The organism is Novosphingobium sp. 11B, from assembly GCF_054589055.1.
In genome coordinates this window covers 5583-7017 of sequence record NZ_BAAILP010000332.1, presented here as the reverse complement: position 1 = coordinate 7017, position 1435 = coordinate 5583, and the positions used below count along the sequence as shown (strand labels likewise).

Below are 1435 nucleotides of genomic sequence, written 5' to 3'. Positions count from 1 at the left end.
GGGCGGACCTTGCTTCCCCCCTCCCGCTCGCGGGAGGGGTCGGGGGTGGGCCTTCCTTACATGCCCTTGCCAATCACTCCGGGCTCATTCGCAATCACCTTCAACACCGCCGCCCAGGCATCGACGTTCTGCTGCAACGCCGCAGGATCGACCTTGTCGAGCGTATCGTCCGGCGTGTGGTGCAGATCGAAGTAGTGCATCCCGTCCTGCCCGAGATCGATCACCGCCAGATTCTGCGCCTTGATGATCGCGGCGACGTCGGCCCCGCCCTCGGTCTCGCCATCATGTGGGACGACGCCCATCGGCCAGAGCGCGGCCTTCACCTTGTCCACCATCGGCTTGTTGTCGGCGGCGGTGTTGAACTTCGCCGCCCAGACCTTGTCCGCGCCGAAGTCGCTTTCCATGGCGACGGCGTGGGGCTCCGACCCGTGCATGCGCGCATAGGCCGCACCGCCGCCTCCGCCGACGCCCATCTCCTCGTTACCCGACCACAGCACGCGGATGGTGCGCAAAGCCTGCCCGCCCTGCTGCGCGGCAAGCGCCGCCGCCGTCACGATGGCGCAGCCCGAAGCATCGTCGATCGCACCGGTGCCGAGGTCCCAGCTGTCGAGGTGGCAGGCGATGACGATGATCGGCAGCGAGGGATCGCGCCCCGGCAGGTCGGCGATGACGTTGCCCGAAGGCGCATCGGGGAACGGCTTGCCCTCCAGCGTCAGGTCGATGGCCATCGGCTTGCCCCCCGCAGCAGTCCTTGCGGCGGTGCGGGCGATCAGGTCGGCATCGGGGTTCGACACCGCGCCCGCCGGGATCGGTGCCACGTCCTTGGCGAAGATGGTGACGCCGGTATGCGGGTTGCGGTGGCTGTCGGTGCCCGCCGAGCGGATCACCACGCCCGCCGCGCCCTTGCGCGAGGCGATCGTCGGCCCCTGACGGCGCACATTGCCGTAAGGGCCATAGCCCGAACCATCCTGCGCCGCGCGCATCGCGTGGTCGATGAAGGCCACCTTGCCCTTGAGCGATCCGTCGGGCGCCGCTTCCAGCGCATCGAGCGTCGGGAAGTAGACCAGCGGAGCCTTCAGCCCGCCCTTGGGTGTCGGCACCGAGAAACCAAGCGCGGTGATCGCCAGCGGCTGCGCGTAAGGCGCGGTCAGCTTCGCGCTCTCGGGACCGCGCTTCCAGGCGAGGGTCTTGAACTCCTCCACCCGCACGTTCTGGAAACCGAGCGCCTTGAGCTTGGCCGAACCCCAGTCGCGTGCGCGCGCCTCGGCCTCGGAGCCGGCCATGCGCGGGCCGATCTCGGTGGTCAGGCCCTCGACGATGTCCCAGGCGACGCCTGAGCCCTGCTGGGGAGTTGCGAAAGCCGGGACGGCAGCGGACAGCGCGGCGGCAAGAAGCCCCGCGCGAAGGACTGGGAGGGTGCTCATGTGCGCAAGTG

General features: G+C 69.3%; 1 protein-coding gene. It reads right to left on the bottom strand.

Features of this window, described 5'->3' with window-relative positions:
• Positions 1-56: 56 nt before the first annotated feature.
• The gene (locus tag ACYPYD_RS27260; RefSeq protein ID WP_459667042.1) at positions 57-1424 is read right to left on the bottom strand and encodes a M28 family peptidase; all 1368 of its coding nucleotides are present in this window, start codon (positions 1422-1424) and stop codon (positions 57-59) included.
• Positions 1425-1435 lie beyond the last annotated feature (11 nt).